Origin of the sequence: Micromonospora sp. NPDC000089 (genome assembly GCF_042899365.1) — a bacterium.
Lineage (GTDB): Bacteria > Actinomycetota > Actinomycetes > Mycobacteriales > Micromonosporaceae > Micromonospora.
In genome coordinates, this window is sequence record NZ_JBIAZT010000002.1 from 174210 (window position 1) to 188847 (window position 14638).

Consider the following 14638-nt stretch of genomic DNA (forward strand, 5'->3'; position numbering starts at 1 on the left):
ATGCGGTTGGCGTGGCCGGTATCGGCGGCCACGCCGGAGCCGACCGGATCCGAGACTGCCCCGCCCCGGGGCCGCCCGGTCCGTCCGGATCCGCGAATCGCTCATCCCGAGGGGTGGCGACCGAGGCCGTCGGAGGAATACTCTCGGTCGCGGCCCGCGTACTGATGAGGCGCCCGTGGAACCGGGCGAGTGGAGGTGCTCGCGTGAGCCTGTCGATCGTGAAGTCGATGCTGCACGGTGGTGTCATCGAGATCGCCCCGCGGGGCGAGATCGACGTCGACACCGCGTACGAGGTGCGGGAGGCGATCGCGGAGGTGCTCGCGAAGGGCCGCCCGTCCCGGATCGAGCTCAACATGCGGCTGGTCACCTTCATCGACTCGGTCGGCATCAGCGCGATGGTGGCCGGCTTCCAGACCGCCGAGGTCAGCGGCGTCAAGCTGGTCGTCACCCAGCCCAGCCGGTTCGTGCACCGGCAGCTCTGGGTCACCGGCCTGCTCGGCCTCTTCGGCGCTCCGGAGCCCTACTTCGCCGGCACCGCTCCCGCCACCGAGGTCCTTCCCGGCGCCTGATCGGCCGCCGTCGTGCCCCGCCGTCCACTGCTCGCCTGGCTGCCCGCCGCCGGGCGGAACGAACCCGTGCCGCCGCCGGGCCCCGAGCGGGCGCGCGCCGGTCGCCGGGCCGCCCTGCCCGCCCGGTTGCTGGCCGGCTGGGGTCTGCTCACCCGCCGAGGTCGCACGGGTCCGCACCGCCGGCCCCGGTGACCGGCGGGCGCCCGTCCGGTGCCGGCCCCGGCGTTGCCAGGCCGTTCCCGGTACGGCACGATCGGGCCACCGACGACGGTGTGGAGGCGCGGTGGTCCGGCGGGAATCGTTCAGCTACACGGTGCAGGCGCGCTGCTCACGGGCCGACGCGGTGGCGCTGCTGAGCGACCCGGCGCGGCAGGGGGAGCTGCATCCGCTGATCGTCCGGGTGCGCCGGCTGCCGGCCCGGCCCGGCGCGCGGGCCAGCTACGCCATCACCGACCGGCTGGCGGTCGGGCCGCTGCACTTCCCGGTCACCTACCAGGCCGACGTGCTGGTGGTGACCGACGACGAGATCGTCACCGTGGCCCGCCAGCAGCCCGGCACGACGGTCCGCAACCTCACCCGGTTGCACGAGGAGGCCGGGGTGCTGCGGATCGACGTCGAGATCACCCTGGCCGCGCCGGCGCCGCTGTTCGGGTACGCCTTCCGCCAGGCCCGGGCCGCCCACCTCGGGCTGGCCAGCCGGCTCGGCGCGATGCTGGACCGGTCCGCCGGCGGCGCCGACCACGACCACGCCGAGCACGACTCCACCGAGCACGACCCCACCGACCACGACCCCACCGACCACGACCCGGGCGGCGATGCGGTGGACCCGGGCCCCGACGACAACCCGCTCGACCGGTAGCGGTCTCGGCCGCCGCCCGCCCATCGGCCCGCTAGATCCGTGGCCGGCGACCGGTGACCCGCTCGGCCGGTCGTCAGCCGCGGGTGGCGGCCGTGGACGCCGGGCGGCGGGCGGGTACGCCCCGGCGGGTCCGGCCCCACGGCTTCCAGGTCGAGATCACCGTCATGGTGACCAGCAGCGCGGTGGAGACGCTGGGCGCGACCACCACGTCGATCCGCTGGTGCGCGGTGGCGTCCGGCAGCGCGGCGGCCCGCACGGTCGGCACCAGCAGGAACAGCACCAGCACCAGCATCACCGAGGTCAGCCCCAGCTTCACCACCACCCAGCGGTGCCGCAGCAGCCCCCACGGGGTGAGCAGGGCGCTGGCCACCCCGGCCAGCCAGACCGCGACGCTCAGCGGGGCGAACAGCCAGGTGGCCAGCAACGCCGCCGCCGGATAGACCACCGCCGGGTCGGCTCCGCGCAGCCCGGCCACGCCGAGGGTGAGCAGGCCGAGATCGGCGCCGAGCCAGCCGAGCGAGGTCACCAGGTGCAGCGTGAGCAGCGCCCGGCGGCCGTCGGGGGAGAGTCTGCGCATACCCCGATGCTGGTCCGCCGGGGCCGGGCCGTCGTGGGCCGGGCGACGACATCCGGCGTACGACGAGGGGCGTACGCGGGTGGCCCGCCCGGGCGGGCGGGCCACCGGTCGGCGCGGGTCAGTACACGGACAGGTGCACGTGGTTGGTGTGGTCGCTGGACGGGTCCCCGCCCGCCCCGCTGTACGACTTCCAGCCGCTGCTGGGCAGCCAGATCTGCCGGTACCAGATCACGTACAGCACGGCGAGCCGGTCGGAGTTGCGGATGAAGTACGCGGCCAGGTTGGTGCCGTACGTCTTGTCGCCGCCGGTGGCGTCCCCGCCGAAGCCGTCGGTCTGGGCGGCGAAGTCGCAGGCGCGGCCCTTGGGGTGCTCGCCGGATCCGCTGGGCCGGTGGCAGGAGACGTACCGCTTGAAGCCGGCCGCCTGGGCCTGCTGCATCGCGTGCAGCATCCGGGGGGTGATGCAGCCGTCGGCCGGGGTCGGGTCGTTGATGCTGCACGACTCGGGCGGCCAGGAGCCGTCGGAGTTGCGCGGGGCGGCCTTGGCGGTGGCGGTGGAGGTGCCCCGGGTGGCGCCGGTGTCGGCCTTCGGCGGCGCCGGTTTCTCGGCGGCGGCCACCTCGAGCGCCCGCTCGGCCTGCTCCTTGCGCTTGGCCATCACGGTGACCTGCTTGCGCTGCTCGACGATCTCGGTAGCCAGCGCGGTGCGGGTGCGGGTCGCCGCGTCCCGGGTCTCGACCAGCTTGCGCAGCTCACGGTCCTCGTTGGCGGCCACCGTCTCCAGCGCCCGCGCCCGGTCCAGGAAGCCCTCCGGTGTGCGGCTGTCCAGCAGCGCGGAGATCGGGCCGAGCCGCCCGGTCCGGTACGCCAGACCGGCGATCTCGCCGACCTTGTCGGTGCGCGAGCCGAGCTCGGTCTCCACGGTCTTGAGCTGGGCGTCGAGCTGCTTCTGCCGCTGGGTGGAGCGGTCCAGCGCGGCCCGGGCGTCGAGCCAGCCCTTGCTGGCCGCGTCGAGCTGCGCGCGCAGCGAGGGGGAGCCACCCTCGTCGTCGTCCCCGGGGGCGGCGAGGTGGTTGGTCGGGCCGGCGGCGACGGCGGGCGTGGCGAGCGGCGCGGACGACACGCCCAGGGCGAGCGTCGCGACGATCGCGGCCAGCAGCCGCGCGGTGGTGTGTCGAACCTGCATGCACGTGTCCTTCCGTCAGCCGCCGACCGGGTTAGCTGACGGGTTCGGGACGGAAGATCCCTACCGCTGACGCGGATGCACCCCACGAACGTGGTTCCCCGGCTCGCCTGTGCTGGCGATTAGGCGACGGTCACCACGCCGCGCCGGTGGGCGCCGCCGCGCGGAGGCCGGGGCAGAGCTTACCGGCACGGGTGTGACCGCCGCCCGTTTCGTGACCGAGGGTACGCGAGATAATGCCGTTAAAAGGGTGATTAACGGACATGATCCCCGGGATTCTTAAGGAACCGCTAACTACCAGTGGGAGGGCCCGCAGGCGCCCGGCGAGCTGCCCGGCTCGATCTGCAGGGTCGCATGCTCGATGCGGAAGTCCTCGTGCAGCGCGCTGCGGGCGGCGGCGAGCACCATGCCGAGCTCGGCGCCCGGGGTGGTGGTCAGGTGGGCGGAGGCCACCTCCATGCCGGAGGTGAGCGTCCAGACGTGCAGGTCGTGCACCTCGGCCACCCCCGGCACGGCGGTCAACCGGTCGCGTACGGCGGTCACCTGGAGGTGTTCCGGGGCGGCCTGCACCAGGATCCGCACCGCCGCCAGGCCCAACCGCCAGGTGCGGGGCAGGATGAACAGGCCGATCGCCACCGCCACGGCCGGGTCGGCCCACCACCAGCCGGTGCCGGCGATCAGCAGCGCCGCGCCGATCACGCCGAGCGAGCCGAGCAGGTCGCCGACCACCTCCAGGTACGCCCCGCGCAGGTTCAGGCTCTCCTGCGCGCCGGGGCGCAGCAGGGCGAAGGCGGCCACGTTGGCCAGCAGGCCGAGCACCGCCACCGCCAGCATCGGGCCGGTGAGCACCCGGGGCGGGTCGCCGAACCGGTGGATCGCCTCGATCAGCACGTAGACCGCCACCCCGCTGAGCAGCACGGCGTTGGCCAGCGCGGCGAGCACCTCCAGCCGGTAGAGCCCGAAGGTGCGCTGCGGGTCGCGGTCGGCCCGGCGGGTGGCGGTGATCGCGGCCAGCGCCATGCCGATGCCGAGCACGTCGGTGAACATGTGCCCGGCGTCGGAGAGCAGGGCCAGCGAGCCGGTGCCGAACGCGGTGACCGCCTCGACCACCATCAGCGCGGCGAGCAGCCCGAAGGCCGCCCACAGCCGGCCGGAGTGGCGGTGCGCGGCGTTGCCGACCGCCACGCCGTGGTCATGACCTCCGCCCACGCCCACACCTTCCGTCGCTGTCGAGGGGCCCGACCCAATGTATGCTCACATCGCTATGTGTGCAAGTGATCCCCGACGGCCGGAACGGGATCGACGGTGGTCAGCCGCTGGGTGGCCCGGGACAGCGCCACGTAGAGGGTGCGCACCCCGGACGGCTCGGCCCGGATCTCACCCGGGCAGACCAGCACCACGCCGTCGTACTCCATGCCCTTGGCCTGCAGGCTGGTCACCACCTGGAGCCGGGAGCCGCCGCGGTCACCCAGCCAGCCGGCCACCTCGTCCCGCCGCGGCACCGGGGTGATCACCCCGACCGTGCCCTCCACGTCGGCCAGCAGCGTCTCCACCGCGGCCACCGTGGTCTCGACCAGCTCGGCGGCCGGCACGGTCAGCGCGACCGGGTCCACCCCGGTGGACCGCACCGCGATGGGCAGCGCCAGGTCCGGGTGCAGCCGGCGGATCTCCGCCGCCGCCACCGCGAAGATCTCCGCCGAGTTGCGGTAGTTGGTGGTCAGCGTGAACCGGTGCCGCCGGCGCCGGCCCAACGCCTGGTCCCGCGCGCGGTCCAGCTCGCCGGGGTCGCCCGCCCAGGCGGTCTGCGCCGGGTCGCCGACCACCGTCCAGGACGCCAACCGCCCGCGACGGCCGATCATCCGCCACTGCATCGGCGACACGTCCTGCGACTCGTCCACCACCACGTGCGCGAAGTCGCGGTAGTCCGCCGGGCGCTCCCGGGCGGCCTCCCGGGCCGCCCGCCGCCGGTCCGCGGCGGTGCTCAGCTCGCGCACCCCGCCGGCCAGCTGGTACGGGTCCCGCCGCGGCCGGGCCCGCTGCGCCGGCCGGCCCAGCAGCGCGTCCAGCTCGTCCAGCAGGGCGACATCGGCCACCGTCAGCCCTTGCGAGTCCAGCGTCCGGTACGCGTCGTCGAGCCGGGCCAGCTCGGCCCGGGACAGCAGGCCGGCGGCGTACCGGCGCAGCCGCTCGGGGCGGGCCAGCCAGCCCAGCACGTGCCGGGGGTGCAGCCGGGGCCACCACGCCTTGAGGAACTCCCGGAACTCGGGCCGGTCGATGATCTCGTCCTCGAACGCGGGCTGCTCCGGCAGCCGGCCCACCCGCAGCCGGCGGGCCTGCCCGAAGAGCGCCGCCAGGACGGCGTCGAAGGCGGCCCGGCGCACCTCGTTGCGGCGGCCGCCGCGCGCCAGCGTCCGGTCCCGGATGTCGTCCAGCTCGCGGCGGTCCAGCCGCAGCAGCTCGCCGCGGTAGAGCAGGCGCAGCTCGTCCGGGCCGTCCGGCACCGCGTCCCGTACCGCCCGGTCCAGCACCCGGCGCATCCGCAGCGAGCCCTTCACCGCCGCCACCTCCGGCGGATCGGTCCGGGACGCGGAGAAGCCCGGGAAGAGCGAGCCGAGCGAGTGCAGGGTGGCGGTCTCCTCACCCAGCGAGGGCAGCACCGAGGCGATGTACTCGACGAAGACGCCGGACGGGCCGACCACCAGGATGCCGCCGCCGGCGTACCGGTTGCGGTCGGAGTAGAGCAGGTACGCCGCCCGGTGCAGGGCCACCGCCGTCTTTCCGGTGCCCGGGCCGCCGGAGACGATGGTGATCCCCGAGGCGGGGGAGCGGATCGCCTCGTCCTGCTCCCGCTGGATGGTGGCCACGATGTCCCGCATGCCGCGGCCGGTGGCCCGGGACAGGGTGGCCAGCAGAGCGCCGTCGCCGATCACCGGCAGGTCCGCCGGCGCGGCCTCCGGATCCAGCAGGTCGTCCTCGATCCGGGTGACCTTCTCGGCCGAGGAGCTGATCGTCCGCCGCCGCACCACCCCGAGCGGCTCGGCCGGGGTGGCCCGGTAGAACGCGGCGGCGGCCGGCGCCCGCCAGTCCACCACCAACGTCTCGGCGTTCTCGCCGCGCACCCCGAGCCGCCCCACGTAGAGCACCTGCCGGTCGCGCAGGTCCAGCCGGCCGAAGACCAGGCCCTCGTGCTCGGCGTCCAGCAGGTGCCGGCGCTGGGCGGCGTGGAAGACCATCGCGTCCCGCTCCACCAGTGCCCCGAAGGTGCCCACCCGGGACTGCCGGTAGCCGTCCCGCTCGGCGCGGGCCGCGGCGCGGCGCAGCTCGGCGAGACGGGCGTACACCCGGTCGAGGTGCCGCTGCTCGGCGGCGAGCTCCTGCTCCAGGGTCGTCTGGTCGGTCAACTCACTTCGCTCCTGTGCGTCGCGGCGCCGCCCGGGCGCGGGCGCGCCGGGCGGAGAATGAGGGTACGGGGAGCGTACGGGCCGCGTGCGGGCCCGGGCGGGTGACGCGACGCGGGCCACCCGGCGCGGTCAGCCCGCCGGGGCGGTCTCCGGCGCGCCGGCCAGCACCCGGCGCAGCACGCCCGCCACCGCGGCGGTCACCTCGTCCGGGCGCTCCATCATCAGCATGTGGCCGCCGCCGGGGCAGACGGTCAGCTCGGTGGCCGGCAGCGCCGCCGCGATCGACTCGGCGCACGGCGGCGGGGTCAGCCGGTCCCGGTCGCCGACCAGGGCCGCCGCCGGCAGGTGCGCCAGCGCGGCCAGCGTCTCCAGCCGGTGCTGGGCGCCGATCGAGGCGCGGAACCCGCCGATCGAGCGCAGCGACGCCCGGGCCACCGCCGAGGTCACCAGCCGGATGTCCGACGGGTCGCAGCGGTCGCCGAAGAGCATCCAGCGGATGCTCGGCTGCAGTGCGCGCAGCAGCGCCCGGGGCGGTCGCCAGGCGCCGCAGCGGGCCAGCACCCCGGCCCCGGTGGTCTCGGCGAGCCGGATCAGCCGGGCGATCCGCGGGGACAGCCCGTAGACGGTGTGGGTGTGCCCCTCGGCGGTGGTGGAGACGAAGACCAGCCCGGCCACCCGGGCGGCGAAGTGCGCGGGGTGGCGGTGGGCGTACTCCATCACGGTCATCCCGCCCATCGAGTGCCCCACCAGCACCACCGGGCCGGCGGGCGCCAGCCGGTCGAGCACCGCGAGGAGGTCGTCGCCGAGCTGCGCCAGGGTGGCCGTGCGCAGCGCCATGCAGCTGGACCGGCCGTGCCCCCGGGCGTCGTAGGCGACCACCCGCACGTCGTCGCCGAAGCGCTCGGCCAGGGCGGCGCGCTGCCGGTGCCAGGCCCGCCCGTCGAGCGTCCAGCCGTGCAGCAGCACCGCGGTCACCGGCGCGTCCGCCGGGCCGGTGACCTCGACGTGCAGCCGCACGTCGTCCGGGAGTCGTACCTCCACCTGCTCCGGCATCGCCACCTCCCCGGGCCGCCCGGTCACCGTCGCCCGGGGTTGACCCGGCGGTAACACAGCGGCTACCCCCCATGACACCACGCCAACCGAGTTGGTGAGAAGATTCGCAACCCGGCCCCGCGCTCCCCGTCCCCCGGCCAGGCTGGAGGGCGTGCCCGCGCCGAGCCCGCCACCGGCCGTCCCGAGCCGGCGGACGCCCCGGTCCGCCCTGGTCGAGCTGCTCTCGGGCAACCGCCGGTTCGTCAGCGGCCGGCCCGTGCACGGGCACGACGTGACCGCCGCCGCGGCCGTCGCCTCCGGGGACCAGCAGCCGTACGCGGTGCTGCTCGGCTGCATCGACTCCCGGGTGCCGCTGGAGGCGATCTTCGACCAGACCTTCGGGTCGATCTGCGTGATCCGTACCGGCGCGCACGTGCTGGACACCGCGGTCCGCGGCTCGATCGAGTACGTGGTGCAGCAGCTCGGGGTGCCGCTGGTGATGGTGCTCGGCCACGAGCGGTGCGGCGCGGTCGGCTCGGCGGTGGAGTCGCTGCGCACCGGTCTGCGGCCGGCCGGCGCGCTGGGCTACCTGGTGGACCAGATCGCCCCCGCTGTCCGCGAGGTCGGCGTCGCCGCCCCCCACGCGCACCCCCTGGCGATCCGTCGCCACGTCCACCGAACGGTCGCCGCCCTACGCGCCGACCCCCTCCTGGCAGACCCCCTGGCCCAGCACCGCCTGGACGTGGTCGGCGCCCTCTACGACCTCACCACCGCCACCGTCTCCCTGCTCGACGACTGATCCGTCCGGGGTGAGGGGGTGGGGCGGGAAAGAGCGCACCGCCCGTCGGGGGACCCGACGGGCGGTGCGGAGGTGGTGCGGGGGAGGGGTCAGCCCTCGAAGATGCCGGCCTCGACGAGGCGCTTCTCGGTCTTGTCCCAGCCGTCACCCGGGTGGGTGGCGGCGAGGTTGTTGATCTCGGCGCGGATCTTGGCGGCGTGGCCGGCGGCGGCCAGCGTGCGGATCTCCTCGACGAAGGCGTCCGAGTCGGTGCGCAGGTGCGCGGTCTTGCCGTTGGTCAGATTCCGCACGTATGCGTGCTTGCCGCCGTTGAGCGGGATGAGGTACTTGAACTCGCCCAGCACGCTGAGGGCGCCACCCTGGCCAGCCTGGCCGGCCCGGACTGACGCGCGCGCGGTCTTAGAGGTGTTGCTCGCCACGGAGGTACTCCTTGCAGACGTACGGGAGGACGGGAACCGTCCGGGGGCTGATGCGGGTGAGACCCGGTTGAGCCTCGGCCCGCGAAGATGTGCGGCGGCACAGAACCGCCCATAGAACTGTACACGACCACGATGCCTGGCTGGCCACCGTGCCTGTCCGGAGAGCACAACCGGGTCCACCGGCCGGGTATTTCCCGTCCCCTCCGGGCGGCGAATTTTCCGATTCTCTGGCGCACCATCCGTCACACCAGTCATGATGTGTCGCAGGTACCACTCGGGTGGACGAGGTCGTAGGGGAAGACGCACCTCGGTCTCCGGGAGGTCACCGTGCCAACGCGTGGCGTCGTATACGTCCACTCGACCCCGCTCGCCGTGTGCTCGCACGTCGAGTGGGCGATCGCGCGCGTCCTCGCCGCGCCGGTCAACCTGCAGTGGACGGCCCAGCCCGTCGATCCTGGCGTGCGCCGGGCCGAGTGCAGGTGGACCGGCAGTCCGGGGACGGGCGCCGAGCTGGCCGCTGCCCTCCGGCAGTGGCCCATGATCCGTTTCGAGGTCACCGAGGAGCCCAGCGCGGGCGCTGACGGGGAGCGCTTCATGTACGTCCCGGGCCGCGGGCTGTTCCGGGCCACCGTGGGCGCCGCCGGCGACATCCAGCTCGGCGAGGACCGGCTGCGCGCCATCATGGCCGGCGCCCGGGCGCCCGAGGCGCTGGCGCACGCCCTGGACAAGGCGCTCGGCACCGCCTGGGACGCGGAACTCGAGCCGTACCGCTACGCCGGGGACGGCGCCCCGGTGACCCTGCTCACCCGGGTCGGCTGAATCGGGATCGGCCAGCCGGACACCCCGACCCGGAGGGGCACGGCCCGCGCGTACCGCCACCGCTCGGGTTGCCGCCCCGATTCGACTCCGGGTTTGATGGGGTGCGTGCCGACCTCTCCGCGCCGCGCCGGCGTCGCCCTCACCACCCTGACCGCGCTGCTGCTCGCCGGGTGCGCGGGCGAGGCGGCCGCCCCGCCCCCGGCGTCGAGCCCGTCCGCGTCGTCCGCCGCGCTCCCGACCCCCTCCGCCGACCCGGCCGATCCCGCCGCCCGGGCGGCCGCGCTGGCCGGCACGCTGAGCGACGAGGACCTGGTCGGCCAGGTGCTGATGCCCTATGCGTACGGCAGCTCGGCGACCAGCGTCTCGCCCGGCTCAGCCGCCGGCAACCGGGACCTGGCCGGGGTGGACACCCCGGCCGAGATGATCGCGAAGTACCGCCTCGGCGGGCTGATCCTGGTCGGCTTCAGCGCGGACGACCCGACCTCCGGCAACCAGGCCACCACCAACGTCGACAACCCCGCCCAGGTGCGCGCGCTGACCACCGGGCTGCGCGCGGCCGCCGGCAAGTTGCCCGCCGGCGCCGCGCCCTTCCTGGTCGGCACCGACCAGGAGTACGGCGTGGTCACCCGGATCACCGACGGCGTGACCACGCTGCCCAGCGCGCTCGCCGCCGGGGCGGCCGGAAAGCCGGAGCTCACCGAGGCCGCCTGGCGGGCCGCCGGCGCCGAGCTGGCCGCGATGGGGATCAACATGGACTTCGCGCCGGTCGCCGACGTGCTGGCCACCCGCAGCACGGTGATCGGCTCCCGCTCCTTCGGCGCCGACCCGAAGCGGGCGGCCCCCCAGGTCGCCGGCGCGGTCAAGGGGCTGCAGAGCGCCGGCGTCGCGGCCAGCGTCAAGCACTTCCCGGGGCACGGGCTGAGCGCCGCCGACTCGCACCAGGAGGTGCCGGTGGTCGGCCAGTCCCGCCAGGAGCTGGAGGCCACCGCCTTCCCGCCGTTCCGGGCCGGCGTCGACGCCGGCGCGATGGCGGTGATGTCCGCCCACCTGGACGTGACCTCGGTCGACCCGGGCACCCCGGCCACCTTCTCCCACAAGCTGCTCACCGACGTGCTGCGCGGGCAGCTCGGGTTCACCGGCGTGGTGGTCACCGACGGGATGAACATGCCGCCGGCCAAGCGCTGGTCGCCCGGCGAGGCCGCCAAGCGGGCCCTGCTCGCCGGCAATGACCTGATCCTGATGACCCCCAACGTCGGCCAGGCGTACGACGGGCTGCTCGCCGGGCTGCGCGACGGGTCGCTGCCGCGTACCCGGCTGGTCGACGCGGTCACCCGGGTGCTGACCATGAAGTTCCGGCTGGCCGACCGGCCCGCGCCGGCCATGTCCACCCTGAACAGCCCGGCCCACCGGGCCGCCGCGGCCGACCTCGGCTCGGCTGCGGTCACCCAGCTCCGCGGAGCCTGCGGCGCGCCGGTGCGCGGCCCGGTCACGGTCACCGCCTCGGACGGCCGGGAGCGCACCCGGGCCGCGCTGGCCGACGCGCTGACCGCCGCCGGGGTGCCGGTGGTCCCCAGCGGCGGCACCACCGTGCACCTCGTCGGGTACGGCGACGGCAGCGCGGACCTGCGGGCCGGCGCGGCGGTGACCGTCGCCATGGACACCCCGTACGTGCTGGAGAAGGCGACCTCGCCGACGCTGCTGGCCACCTACTCCTCCACCCGGGCGTCGATGGACGCGCTCGCCCGGGTGCTCGCCGGCAAGCTCCGCCCCGCCGGCCGCGCACCGGTGTCGGTGCCCGGCCTGCCGGCCACCACCTGCACCGGCTGACCCCGCTACCGGTCGTGCTACTTCGGCAGGTTGGCGCTCGACTTCGCCAGCCGGTACGCCGGCAGCAGCTCGGTGAACTCCTCGGCGTCCAGGCCACCGAGGGTGATCATCACCTTTCCGTAGAGCGTGGAGACCAGCACCGCCTGCTTGGGGACGCCGTCCTCGGTCCAGCTGGCCTCGAAGGAGTCCAGCGGGCCGGCCTTGGTCCGCCGGTACTGCTGCTCCTTGACGGCGTCGAACTCGGCGAGGTATTTGTCCACCGTCTCCTGCGGGTTCAACGGCGTGGCGCCGGTGATCCGCCAGACCCGCAGGAAGCCGATCAGACCGGCCGGCTTCGCGTCGATCTCGCAGACCGGCACGGCCGGACCGAACATCAGGTCCTCGCCGCCCCGCACCGCCTTGACCTTCCACTTCGCTGGCACCGAGAAGGTCAGCGACAGCGGGCAGGTGCTCCCCTCCGGCCCGACCAGGGTGGCGGCGGGGGCCGGGGCGACGTCGTCGTACCACGGGGGGCCGGCGGCGACCGGCGACGCGGTCGGGCTGGCCGACGGCGAGGGCGCGGTCGCCGGCCGGGTGTCGGCCTCGGCGCAGCCGGCCGTCAGGGTGAGGGTGAGCGCGGCGAGTGCGGCCGTACGTCGGATCATCTGTCTCGGTCTTCCCGTGAGTGTTCGGCCGTCGGCACGACGGCCGACGGATGCTAGCCGAGCGCGGGCCCTTCGTGCCGGCCTGTCCGGATCGGCGTGGTGGGCGGCCCCGCGCAGCGCCTGGTGCGCGGGTCGGCGGCTGATAGCGTGCGGTGGTCCGCCAACCGCACCAGGAACGGGAGAGTCGAGCGCCGTGACGGGACCCCAGCCGGCCGCCGCCTCCCGGTGACCGCGCTCGCCGCCGGGGGAGTCGTCCCGGACACCCCGCCCCGCCGCCGACCGGCCGTCGCCCGGCTGGCCCCGGCGCTGGCCGGGTACGCGTTCATCGCCGTCGTGCTGCTCGCGGCCGGCACGCCCCCGGTCGACCTGCTCCGCTACACGGCGTACGCCGCGCTGGCCGTGGTGCTGCCCGGCACCCTGGTCTGGCGGGCGCTGCGCCGACGGCCGCACACCCTGGTCGAGGACCTGGCCATGGGCGCCGCCGTCGGGCTGGTGCTGGAGCTGGCCGCCTGGGCCGCGCTGACCGCAGCCGGCCTGCCCGGCTGGCTGCGGGCCTGGCCGCTGGCGGTGCTGCTGCCGTTCGCCGCGCTGCCCCGGCTGCGCCGGCACTGGCGGCCCCGCGATCTGGTGCCGGTGCCGGTCGGCTGGGCCTGGTCGCTCGCCGCGGTGGTCGCCGGCTTCACCCTCTACCTGTACGAGTCGTTCCTCAAGGTCAACCCGGTGCTGCCGGTCGACGACGGTCAGGCGCAGTACATCGACCTCGCCTTTCAGCTCTCGCTGGCCGGCGCGGCCACCCATCAGGCGCCGCTGGACGTGCCGCAGGTGGCCGGCGAGCCGCTGCACTACCACTGGTTCGGCTTCGCCCACCTGGCCGCCGCCAGCCTGGTCAGCGGCGTGGACCTGCCGACCGTCTTCTTCCGGCTCGGGGTGCCCGCGCTCTGCGCGCTGGCCGCCGTGCTGGTCGCGGTGGTCGGCTGGCGGGTCACCGGCCGGCCGTACGCGGGGGTGGTCGCCGCCGCGCTGATGTTCACCGTCGGCGAGTTCGGCTTCGAGAACGGGGTCCGGCAGCTGTTCGGCACCCAGGCCACCTTCATCGTCTGGGGCAGCCCGTCGATGACGTACAGCTGGGTGCTGCTGTTGCCGCTGATCGCGGTGCTGGCCGAGGTGGTCGGCCGGGCGCGCGGGTCGGCCGTGCCGGAGGTGGGGCCGGCCCGGTGGGCGCTGGCGGCGGTGTTCCTGGCCGCCTCGACCGGCGCCAAGGCCAGCTCGGTGCCGGTGGTGCTGGCCGCGCTGGCGTTCACCGCCGCGGTGGCGCTGGCGACCCGGCGGCGGTTGCCCCGGGCGGTGCTGGTGGCGGCCGGGCTGGCGGTCGCCGCCCAGGTCTTCGCCACCGCGGTGCTGTTCGCCTTCGAGAGCCACGGGGTGACCGTCGACCCGTTCTCCGGGCTGCGGCCGTACGTCGGCCCGGGCGGCTCCGGGCTGGTCTGGGCCGCCGTGTTCGTCGCCTTCCTGCTCAACCTCCAGCTCCGGCTGGCCGGCGTGGTCGCGCTGCTGCGGCTGCGCCGGTGGCGGCTGGAGCCGGTGCAGGTGTTCCTGCTCGGCGGGGCGCTCGCCGGGCCGGCGATCTACCTGCTGGTGGGCCACCCGGGCAGCAGCAACCAGTACTTCACCCGGGCCGGGTTCGCCTTCGGGGTGCTGCTGTCCGCCTGGGGGTACGCCGAGCTGCTCGACTCGGTGGCGCTGACCCGTCGGGCCGGGGCGCTGCTCGGGGCGGGCGCGGCCGGCCTGGCGCTGCTGCTGACCGCGTACCAGTTGCGGTTTCCGGCGACCGTGCCGGCCGGTCGGCCGTACGCTCCCGTGCTGCCGCTGCTGGCCTGGGCGGCGGCGCTGCTGGCCGGCGCGATGCTGGTGGCGCTGCTCTGGCCGGCGCTGGCCGGCCGGTGGCCGGGGCTGGCCGGCCGGGGCGGCGCGGTGCTGCTCACCGCGGTGCTGGTGGCCGGCGCGCCCGGCCTGGTGCTGGACGCGGCGGCGGCCCGCCAGTACCCGAACGGCGGGGCCTACCCGGTGGAGCGGATGCCGGCCTCCCGGGTGCAGGCCGCCCGCTACGTGTACGCGCACAGCGCAGCGGACGACGTGCTGGCCACCAACGTGCACTGCCGGGCGGTGGTGGACGGCTGGTGCGACGCCCGCTCGTTCTGGCTCAGCGGTTACAGCCAGCGCTCGGTGCTGGTGGAGGGGTGGGCGTTCGCGCCCCGGATGGTCGGCCTCCCGGCCGGCCCGTACGCCCCGTTCTGGGACGCCGAGCGGCTGCGCGCCAACGACGCCGCCTTCACCACCCCCACCGCGGCCGGCCTGGCCGACCTGCGCGACCGGTACGGGGTGCGCTGGCTGGTGGTCGACCGGCAGGTCGGCACCGAGGCGCCGCAGCTGGCGGCGCTGGCCGACCGGCGCTGGGACAACGGGCGGGTGGCGGTCTACCGGCTGCGCTGAGCGGGCCGGTCGACCGGTC

Annotated in this window: 13 protein-coding genes and 1 riboswitch; of the genes, 6 read left to right on the forward strand and 7 right to left on the reverse strand. The window is 75.5% G+C overall.

Going from position 1 to position 14638, the window contains the following annotated elements; translation table 11 throughout:
- The first annotated feature begins 227 nt into the window (after positions 1-227).
- Both ACFY3U_RS04225 and ACFY3U_RS04230 read left to right on the forward strand, forming a co-directional pair.
- Entirely contained in the window at positions 228-569 is a 342-nt protein-coding gene (locus ACFY3U_RS04225; RefSeq protein ID WP_387195938.1) for an STAS domain-containing protein, read from the forward strand.
- A gap of 283 nt (positions 570-852) precedes the next feature.
- A complete protein-coding gene (locus ACFY3U_RS04230; RefSeq protein ID WP_387194614.1) occupies positions 853-1428 on the forward strand; it encodes an SRPBCC family protein in 576 nt (191 codons plus the stop codon).
- 73 nt (positions 1429-1501) lie between these two features.
- Here ACFY3U_RS04230 and ACFY3U_RS04235 read toward each other — a convergent pair whose 3' ends face one another.
- The 5 genes from ACFY3U_RS04235 to ACFY3U_RS04255 all read right to left on the reverse strand — a co-directional run bounded on the left by ACFY3U_RS04235 (position 1502) and on the right by ACFY3U_RS04255 (position 7642).
- Entirely contained in the window at positions 1502-2005 is a 504-nt protein-coding gene (locus ACFY3U_RS04235; RefSeq protein ID WP_387194617.1) for a hypothetical protein, read from the reverse strand.
- Between the two features lie 118 nt (positions 2006-2123).
- A complete protein-coding gene (locus ACFY3U_RS04240; protein WP_387194620.1) occupies positions 2124-3191 on the reverse strand; it encodes a coiled-coil domain-containing protein in 1068 nt (355 codons plus the stop codon).
- 4 nt (positions 3192-3195) lie between these two features.
- Positions 3196-3327: riboswitch (cyclic di-AMP (ydaO/yuaA leader) on the reverse strand.
- A gap of 155 nt (positions 3328-3482) precedes the next feature.
- Positions 3483-4403 carry a cation diffusion facilitator family transporter gene (locus tag ACFY3U_RS04245; protein WP_387194623.1) on the reverse strand — a complete coding sequence of 307 codons (921 nt, stop codon included), beginning with the start codon at positions 4401-4403 and terminating at the stop codon, positions 3483-3485.
- A gap of 47 nt (positions 4404-4450) precedes the next feature.
- Positions 4451-6589, reverse strand: coding sequence for a HelD family protein (locus ACFY3U_RS04250; protein ID WP_387194626.1), 2139 nt, complete (start codon positions 6587-6589; stop codon positions 4451-4453).
- Between the two features lie 129 nt (positions 6590-6718).
- Positions 6719-7642, reverse strand: coding sequence for an alpha/beta fold hydrolase (locus tag ACFY3U_RS04255; protein WP_387194629.1), 924 nt, complete (start codon positions 7640-7642; stop codon positions 6719-6721).
- A gap of 151 nt (positions 7643-7793) precedes the next feature.
- Between ACFY3U_RS04255 and ACFY3U_RS04260 the strand changes: the two genes are divergently transcribed.
- Positions 7794-8420: a carbonic anhydrase gene (locus ACFY3U_RS04260; RefSeq protein WP_387194632.1), complete on the forward strand. Its 627-nt coding sequence runs from the start codon at positions 7794-7796 to the stop codon at positions 8418-8420.
- 89 nt (positions 8421-8509) lie between these two features.
- Here the strand turns inward: ACFY3U_RS04260 and ACFY3U_RS04265 are convergent, their stop codons facing one another.
- The gene (locus ACFY3U_RS04265; protein WP_387194635.1) at positions 8510-8839 is read right to left on the reverse strand and encodes a hypothetical protein; all 330 of its coding nucleotides are present in this window, start codon (positions 8837-8839) and stop codon (positions 8510-8512) included.
- A 327-nt stretch (positions 8840-9166) separates the two neighbouring features.
- On the opposite strand from ACFY3U_RS04265, the gene ACFY3U_RS04270 reads away from it, so the two are divergent.
- Positions 9167-9658, forward strand: coding sequence for a DUF3145 domain-containing protein (locus ACFY3U_RS04270; RefSeq protein WP_387194638.1), 492 nt, complete (start codon positions 9167-9169; stop codon positions 9656-9658).
- 96 nt (positions 9659-9754) lie between these two features.
- On the forward strand, positions 9755-11485 hold the full coding sequence (locus ACFY3U_RS04275) for a glycoside hydrolase family 3 protein (RefSeq protein ID WP_387194641.1): 1731 nt from the start codon (positions 9755-9757) through the stop codon (positions 11483-11485).
- Positions 11486-11502: 17 nt separating this feature from the next.
- On the opposite strand, the gene ACFY3U_RS04280 is transcribed toward ACFY3U_RS04275, so the two are convergent.
- On the reverse strand, positions 11503-12129 hold the full coding sequence (locus ACFY3U_RS04280) for a lipoprotein (protein ID WP_387194644.1): 627 nt from the start codon (positions 12127-12129) through the stop codon (positions 11503-11505).
- Between the two features lie 225 nt (positions 12130-12354).
- On the opposite strand from ACFY3U_RS04280, the gene ACFY3U_RS04285 reads away from it, so the two are divergent.
- Complete coding sequence (locus ACFY3U_RS04285; protein WP_387194646.1) at positions 12355-14619, forward strand: hypothetical protein; 2265 nt, start codon at positions 12355-12357, stop codon at positions 14617-14619.
- Positions 14620-14638: the final 19 nt, after the last annotated feature.

Excerpts from the sequence above, each read along its gene's own strand:
- ACFY3U_RS04240 (WP_387194620.1), bottom strand. The coding sequence starts at position 3,191 with ATGCAGGTTCGACACACCACCGCGCGGCTGCTGGCCGCGATCGTCGCG.
- ACFY3U_RS04280 (WP_387194644.1), bottom strand. The coding sequence starts at position 12,129 with ATGATCCGACGTACGGCCGCACTCGCCGCGCTCACCCTCACCCTGACG.
- ACFY3U_RS04235 (WP_387194617.1), bottom strand. The coding sequence starts at position 2,005 with ATGCGCAGACTCTCCCCCGACGGCCGCCGGGCGCTGCTCACGCTGCAC.
- ACFY3U_RS04275 (WP_387194641.1), top strand. The coding sequence starts at position 9,755 with ATGGGGTGCGTGCCGACCTCTCCGCGCCGCGCCGGCGTCGCCCTCACC.
- ACFY3U_RS04255 (WP_387194629.1), bottom strand. The coding sequence starts at position 7,642 with ATGCCGGAGCAGGTGGAGGTACGACTCCCGGACGACGTGCGGCTGCAC.
- ACFY3U_RS04225 (WP_387195938.1), top strand. The coding sequence starts at position 228 with ATGCTGCACGGTGGTGTCATCGAGATCGCCCCGCGGGGCGAGATCGAC.